The organism is Aporhodopirellula sallentina SM41, from assembly GCF_000346505.1.
Lineage (GTDB): Bacteria > Planctomycetota > Planctomycetia > Pirellulales > Pirellulaceae > Rhodopirellula > Rhodopirellula sallentina.
This window is the reverse complement of sequence record NZ_ANOH01000045.1, coordinates 21,774-28,812: the sequence shown is the minus strand read 5'-3', so window position 1 is coordinate 28,812 and position 7,039 is coordinate 21,774. Positions and strand designations below refer to the sequence as shown.

The window sequence follows — 7,039 nt, the reverse complement described above, 5'->3', positions numbered from 1 at the left end:
GCTTGTAGGTCACCCAAGAGTCCTCCACTGTTCGTCATGCTCGAGTTGCCTCGAGCAGTTGCTTGACAGAGGCTGCCAGCTCGTTTCCGTAGGTGGACCAGGGACGTCGCATTGCCGTTTGCCTCGCGTGCTCTCCCGCAGTTGCCAATTGACCTGGGGCATCAAGCAGGTTCTCCACCGCCGATTGCAAAGAGGCTGTGTCGCCCGCAGGGATGATCCAACCATCCTCACCGTGCGTGATCACGTCGGGACCGGCGGTTCGGTCGGTGGTGATCACCGGTGTTCCCTGAGACATCGCCTCCGTGATCACTAGTCCAAAGCCTTCGAACAGAGAGGGGAACAGCAGTACATCATGCTCACGCATCGTTTGCAGCACCTGTTCGTGTGGCAGGCTGGGGATCCAGTGATGCTTTTTCAGTGCGGACTCCAGGGCGGGGCACCCTTGGACGTTAGCCCTGCCAACTACAGTCAGTTCGACGTGGTCTGACAAGGCATCTGCGACGGCAAACACGTCAGCGATTCCCTTCCGCTGTGACAACCCTCCGACGAACAGCACCTTGAGTTTGCGCGACTTCAAATCGACGTATTCGCGAGGTGGACCAGCACTTGGAAAGCCATAAGGGATAACCTCGGCGTTCGCCAGCGTGCCAGGATAGTCTTCGAGTGTGCGACGAGTGAATTGGCTAGCCACGTAGATCTGGTCGGCCAGTTGAAGCTCTTCATCTTTGCGAGCAAGCTTGGCTTCCGAATCACGAAAACCCGGCATTGTCGCGGCCCATTCCGGCCAGCGTTCTCGTTCGGTGGCAAGCAGGCTTTGAGCCGCTCGCCAGTAGCCAATGGGCAAATCGTAAAGGCAGGTGCCCCCTCGCTTTTTCGCGACCCGAAACGATTCCAACGCCCCGTCTTCATAGGCGTAGACAGCGCTGAATGGCTGACGCTTGATTCGTCTTGCGACGGTCCGGTCGAGATCTCGGTAGACCGCGTCAACGCAAAAAGGCCCCGTTTCGTGTCGGGTAAGAAAAGCAAGACTAGCTCTGTTTGCCAGCATCCGGATCAGTTCACGCGACGGTCGCTGGCGAGTCCGTGATCGAGCGGTTTCGGGAAATTCACGCCGCTGAAACTCTCTTCCAAACGGCGTGTGTGCAAGCTTTGACCACCTATTCCCGGGATACGTCGCGACGCAGGTGCGGAACTCTGATAGCAGCGACGATTTACAAAGTCCCTCGAGTACCGCTCGGCTATTCGCGTTTCCGGTTGGGTGACTGAAAATCAAGTTGGTAGATTCTTTATTTGGCAACTGCGGCTTCAATCACTTCAAGGTAGCGTTCAGCGACTTTTTGTGGCACATGTCGTTTCAAATGTTCTTCTGCTGCACGCGCCAATTGGCGGCACAAGTCTTCGCCATCCAGCAATCTAAGACTTTGAGCAACCATGTCGTTGAGATCGCCGCGTTTAAACACCAAGCCTGCGTCACCAACAGCATCTGGCAACCCGCCTCCATCGGAAACGATCGGAATGCAACCACACGCCATTCCTTCCAAGGCAACGTTGCCGAATGGTTCTTCCCAACGCGACGGCACCCATAGAAAACGGTGGCGATTGAGACAATCGGCAAGCGCATCGCCGCGGAGGCTGCCCGTGAACCGGACCAGCCTGTCGACCTTCAAGTCCGTCGCCAACTGTTCCAAACTGCCCCGCTCTGGCCCCTCACCGATGATGGAAAGCCCAATTTCGTCTTGACACGATTCTCGATTCAAAAGTTCCCTGAGCGTTCGGATTGCCAAATCCGCTCCCTTGTCTGAAACCAATCGTCCAAGGAACGCAAAATCGCAATCGCGTTTTACGCCTGGGCGTAAGCCAAAAAGGTCGGTGCGATAAGGATTCCCAATGACTTCCGCCGTCCGCCAACATCGCTCACGCACTCGTTCACTGACGGCGATGACCCCTTTAGATCGCGACAGCCAGAGATGTTTCAGACGATCTTGAAAACCGATCCGACCATCCATCCGACTGACCCAAGTTCGCAAAGCGACAACCGAAGGCTTTCTGAGCAAAGCAGCGGGCCAAGACAGTCTCAAACAAATGTTGTTTTCATACACAACATCAGCCCAGCGATGTTGGTTCCATACTTCCCGCAAGGACGGATTTCGAATGACTGAATATGGAAAATGGGTGTTATTGGCGTCGACCGACCAAGTCATTAGCCGAACTTCATGTTCTGCTGAAGCAAATTCACCAGCCAAGATTTCGGAATTGACCTCGATGCCACCAAGATCAGGACTAAACCTGTGGCTGAGGAAGAGGATCTTCAAAACTCAATACCACCTATGCTTGCGATCGAGCGCAATTCGAAAAGACAGCATCCATGAAACAGTAGAATTGCAACTCGCGATGCCCAGATTCAATAGTGCTAATCCCGTTAAGATTAAAAATCATCAGGCTCGCCTGGTCGAAGGTATGCGGGGCCACGAGAATGCCCAAACAGCAGTTTCGCAATACTCCGCTTAATTAGATCAGAGACCACGAACATCAACCAGAAAATCTTATAAAGCAATTGAACGCTTAGTCCGTTTTGAGGGAGTATCCGAACTGGGCGATTATAAGACGACCACCAACCCTTGTGAATAACGCTTAGCTTTCTTCTGGTTTCCTCGTCCAAACTTGACTTGCGAGACCTTCTATCGGGCAATGGGACTTCGGGATTCCGGATGCCAGCAAAATCATACAGCAACAACTTTTCCTCCCAAATAGCATCAAATCTGATCGCCAGCGTCTCATAAACCTGCCATTTATCTAGCCAGGTCGTGAAATGATTCCGCATCTGAAACAAATCGCCAGAACTGGAATCCGCTAGCTTTTGTATATTTTCTAGTTCGGGCGGAACTGCGAAGTAGTTACCGGATAGTTTCGAAAACTGTCTGCATTGGTAGTGCCTGCGGTAAAGAGAGCCCAAGGCTTCAACGGGATCACAGAATACATAAACCACTTTGCACCCATTTCCAATCGACAAGGGCGGGAACCTGGCATGCTTCAGCCCGTCTAAGTCACTCGGATCGTTGGTGCGTATGCCGTTTTCTCGAAGAAAATTTATCAGCATCGTAGTGCTACATCCACCGCAAGACACAACCAAAATGTCAACATCTTTCAATAGATACATAGCAAGCCGTTTCTTATTTTTTCCATCAGCTGTGAGCCTTCATGACAGGACTGCCCTGGATGCTCAGCACATTGTCAACATAAAAAGGGCGAATCCGGATGCAACCTGCTGTCAAACGCTGGCCTGGGGGCGAGCGAACACTCTTGACGCCAGGCTCTTTAACGGTCAACGCCCATGCAGGCGGCACTAAGCATGGCTGAACACTACCGGGGTTCCAGGCGATGAAGAGCATTGATGCATTCGATAGCACGCTATCTAAAGAAGTTGGTAGAGCCATTTCGGGCTTGAATGATTCCGCAAACGACGAGCCAAGTAGCAAGATCAATAGCAGCGTAAGTGCCAAAGAGAAAAATGTGATGGATAGAGTCGCAGGAATCGGTTCAAGGCAAACCGCCACTGCCCTGTGCTCGTATGGCCATAACCGCAGTGCATGATTGCAGTCATTAGGTAGCCACTAAGAACATAGGACCCAGATACCGCAAACGTGCCCAAGGGTACGAAGTGGAATCACAGGTGGCAAAGAACGACCATAATTACCAGCAAGGTTCTGACAATTCCAAACATTTTTCTTTTCTGACTTCATTGAGAGCTTGAGACTTCTGTCACGCAATGCTAGCCAGGGCTTGCTGGATAGGCTTGACAGCATGACTCGGGAACGTCGCCTATGAGTTTTCGCCAGTCAAAGTACGAGGCGTAGCAAATTCCCTGCTCAGTCGATAACAGCAGGGAATGCCCGTCGAAGACAAGTGTTCAGGCCGGATACTGTTTTCTTGAGAGCTTTGAATGCTACCCATGTGAAATGATTGCAAATCCGACGCTCCATGATTCGATGTTCTCTGACAACAGTGGCAAAGTCCGACGACCTTCCGCCCTGAGAGAAAACAGCAAATAGAACATTGCTTACAGTGATTCGTTTCCCGTGGACCAGTGCTCGGCCCAACCATTCCACATCTGCACAGAGTTGCATTTCCTGATCAAAACCACCTATCTGTTCAAATAGACTTCGCTGTGCGATCCAGTTCTGTTGATAGATGCCCCCGCTAAGTAGCCTTAATCGCGAGATTTTTCTTGGCGAATGAAGTGAGGAATGCCCGGTTTTCTGATCAAATAGGAGCACTCTTCCCACCATGATTTCCGAGTTGTTCAAGGTTAACGATTGCATCATTTGCTCAACTGTCTTCGGTGAGAAAAGACGGTCGTCCGCGTTTAGGAAGTATAACCAGTCTCCCGAGCAAAGCGGGATCGCCTTGTTCATTGCCTCGTAAATCCCTTCGTCTGTTTCTGAGAGCACCGCTGCAATTCGGGAGCCCGCAGCCTGCCTTTCGGCTTCTACTAGCTGAAGTGTTCGGTCACTAGACTTACCATCGATGATTATGTGTTCGACATTCGGGTATGTTTGTGTTCGAACACTCTCCAGGCAACCTTGGATCACGCTTTCACTGTTGAGACATACAGTAACAATTGAAACTTTCTTCACTTATCCGTCCAGATTTGTGCCATGGTGTCCGCTACCCTGCTAAGCGTCCCTGACCGTTCTGATGCTTGGAGAACAAGATCATCTTCAGTCTCAGTCGCTCGCCCAATCAAAGGCAGGAGTGATGTCCGATCAGTACGTTGCAGATATACATTTAGACCATGCTCTAGCATTGCAAGCACAGAACCACTTTTCTGCCAATTAAGTATAGAGGATTTAGATATTCCGACATCGGCAAGCGTCAATAGCCAGGAAATCTTTCGTGGTTCTAGCTTCCCAAAGAGCTTGACTCTGTCTTCTCCAATCAGATCCCGTAGCGCATTGACAGTATCGTTTCCATATCGCCCCGAATTTCCCGCAGAGATTAGTGCTAGCCTCTTCCCTTTAGATCTTGCTTCCCGGTGTATCCGCATGACAGTGCTCAGCGTTCCGCGTATGTTCCGAGAATATGATCCAAAATGGATTGCGATTAGATCTAGATCATCAAAGCCAATCTCCACACGATTCCCAGCTGCACTGCGTTCGCGAGGGATGTTCGAGAAGAGAGGCAGACGCTCACACTGCAATCCCTGCTCTGCGAGGATAGAACAGCTGAGTTCAGTATTGGAGTGCAACACTGCGTGCGGCAAAGCACGAACGATTTTAGACACAATACGTTTCTGGATCGCTCCTACCAGTTTTTCCTTTAGTCTTGCCTCTGTTCCGATGCCCAACCAAAGTTCGTGAAACATCACCTGCCACTGCAAGGAGAACTCTGCGGCGATCGTCTGGATCATGGACACGAACCTAAAAGGAAAACCTTTCCCATGGAAAGAGTAGGGGACGAACTGGAGGCTAACTAAGTCCGGCGTCGATTCGTCGAATATCCGCAATATTTTTGCTTCCCTTTCACTCCACTTCGTTCCTTTGTCGAGTCGATAAGTTTCTATCTTGGTTCCAAAGTCATCTTGTGACTCTTCGACGAAGGTCGATCCTGTAGGCAATCCCTTGTCGTGTGCTGCAACAATTCTTGCGTCATGACCTTTTCGAATTAGCTCGCCAGCTAGCCGGCGCGTGTAATCTCCAACCCCGTCTCGTCCCGGCTCTAAGCTCCCACAGATAAAAGCAATCTTCATTGTTTTCGATATGCGTCTGGAGACAATTTCAATTGCAATGTGAGCTTGGAAATGTTGCCCCACCGAAACCCCCGCGTGCCTCGGCATGAAATCACATTGAGGATGAAATCATGCACTAAGGCCTGCCAATTCGCGACAAGATCCAAGAGGCCCTCGTCATCCTTCGCTGTTCCAGGTGCCGAGCACTGGTTACTTCGCAACATTCGCCTTCATTGCGGAAATGAATGCGTTTGCTTCCGTTCGCTGCAGTTCCTGAAGTGGCTGCAGCCGACCTTCGAATTCCTGGGTTGGGTGCGATTCTCTTTCGTCGAAGGCACAAGTAAATTTGCCAGCGTGGCAATCTCCTGGATCCGCTCCGAGACATTCAAGCCCGACTGACTTGAGAAAGTCGCGATGCTTGCTTGCGTAGTTAATTGACAAAAAAGGGCAGTGGAAGAGGGCGGCAGAGATGACGAAGTGCAGTCGTTCGCCGAGTGCAAACAATGCGTCGTCGAAACAGTCCTGCAGCTCTTTTAACGTGCGGGGCTGATTTAGAACGCTGATCGAAGGGAGCTTCTCTTTCAATTGGTTCGCACGCTGTACGTCAATTCCATGAAATGGCAGGAATACGACTTCCAATCCGTCATCCATGAGTTTGCGGCAGAACTCCACAAGCTCTGATTCGACAAGGTCGCTCTGGGGATACCGGTTGTGTTCGTGAGTTCCGAGATTGATCAAGACTCTCGACCGCTTCCTCTCCGGATCACGCTGAGCTTTGATCCCCAGGGCAAATGCGGCATCTCCAACAATCGGCAATTTGACCAGTTCGTCGAGGCGCCCCTTGGAAAGCGGACCACGAAGACCGCCATGCGTGTTCCGAGAGAGAACGTTCCATTTCGGATTTGGGTTGGCTCCGGCGACGCCTGAACCATGAACATAAATAGGTAATCCGGAATCAAACAATTCCTGCCTGTTGGTATCCCATTCATTTTCGTTGATCAGCGTTCCGCCGCCTTGCACAATGCCGTCGAAAAAACGACGCGGTTTACTTGCGGCAAGCTTGATTCCAATTGGCGATCTTCTCTTCACTGGAATCAAGACGCAATCGCTAAATAACTCCTTGGCGGCCCAGTAAACCATTTCATCGCCCAAATTTCGGTCGCCAAGAAACCCGAAGTAGGCTAACCGCGGCTTGCCGGAAACCAACGCTTCCCAAGTCGGTGGAAAATGATCCAACCGGTAGGCCTCGCGATGATAGCGGTTCAGCTTTTTCGAGATATTCACAGGCGACTCTGCTGGATTTTGCCTGGATGT

At 51.1% G+C, this 7,039-nt stretch carries 6 protein-coding genes; all 6 read right to left on the bottom strand.

What is annotated here, in order from left to right; genetic code table 11:
- Window positions 1-34: 34 nt before the first annotated feature.
- Window positions 35-1,048 carry a glycosyltransferase family 4 protein gene (locus tag RSSM_RS02105; protein ID WP_201767174.1) on the bottom strand — a complete coding sequence of 338 codons (1,014 nt, stop codon included), beginning with the start codon at window positions 1,046-1,048 and terminating at the stop codon, window positions 35-37.
- 238 nt (window positions 1,049-1,286) lie between these two features.
- A complete protein-coding gene (locus tag RSSM_RS34235; RefSeq protein WP_236620888.1) occupies window positions 1,287-2,006 on the bottom strand; it encodes a glycosyltransferase family 4 protein in 720 nt (239 codons plus the stop codon).
- A 1,176-nt stretch (window positions 2,007-3,182) separates the two neighbouring features.
- Window positions 3,183-3,389 carry a hypothetical protein gene (locus tag RSSM_RS32995; RefSeq protein WP_144059508.1) on the bottom strand — a complete coding sequence of 69 codons (207 nt, stop codon included), beginning with the start codon at window positions 3,387-3,389 and terminating at the stop codon, window positions 3,183-3,185.
- Window positions 3,390-3,866: 477 nt separating this feature from the next.
- On the bottom strand, window positions 3,867-4,634 hold the full coding sequence (locus tag RSSM_RS02090) for a glycosyltransferase family 2 protein (protein WP_081613663.1): 768 nt from the start codon (window positions 4,632-4,634) through the stop codon (window positions 3,867-3,869).
- Window positions 4,631-5,746 carry a glycosyltransferase family 4 protein gene (locus tag RSSM_RS02085; RefSeq protein ID WP_144059507.1) on the bottom strand — a complete coding sequence of 372 codons (1,116 nt, stop codon included), beginning with the start codon at window positions 5,744-5,746 and terminating at the stop codon, window positions 4,631-4,633. Before RSSM_RS02085 ends, RSSM_RS02090 begins: the two co-directional genes overlap by 4 nt.
- Before the next feature lie 189 nt (window positions 5,747-5,935).
- Window positions 5,936-7,009 carry a polysaccharide pyruvyl transferase family protein gene (locus RSSM_RS02080; RefSeq protein WP_008673995.1) on the bottom strand — a complete coding sequence of 358 codons (1,074 nt, stop codon included), beginning with the start codon at window positions 7,007-7,009 and terminating at the stop codon, window positions 5,936-5,938.
- Window positions 7,010-7,039 lie beyond the last annotated feature (30 nt).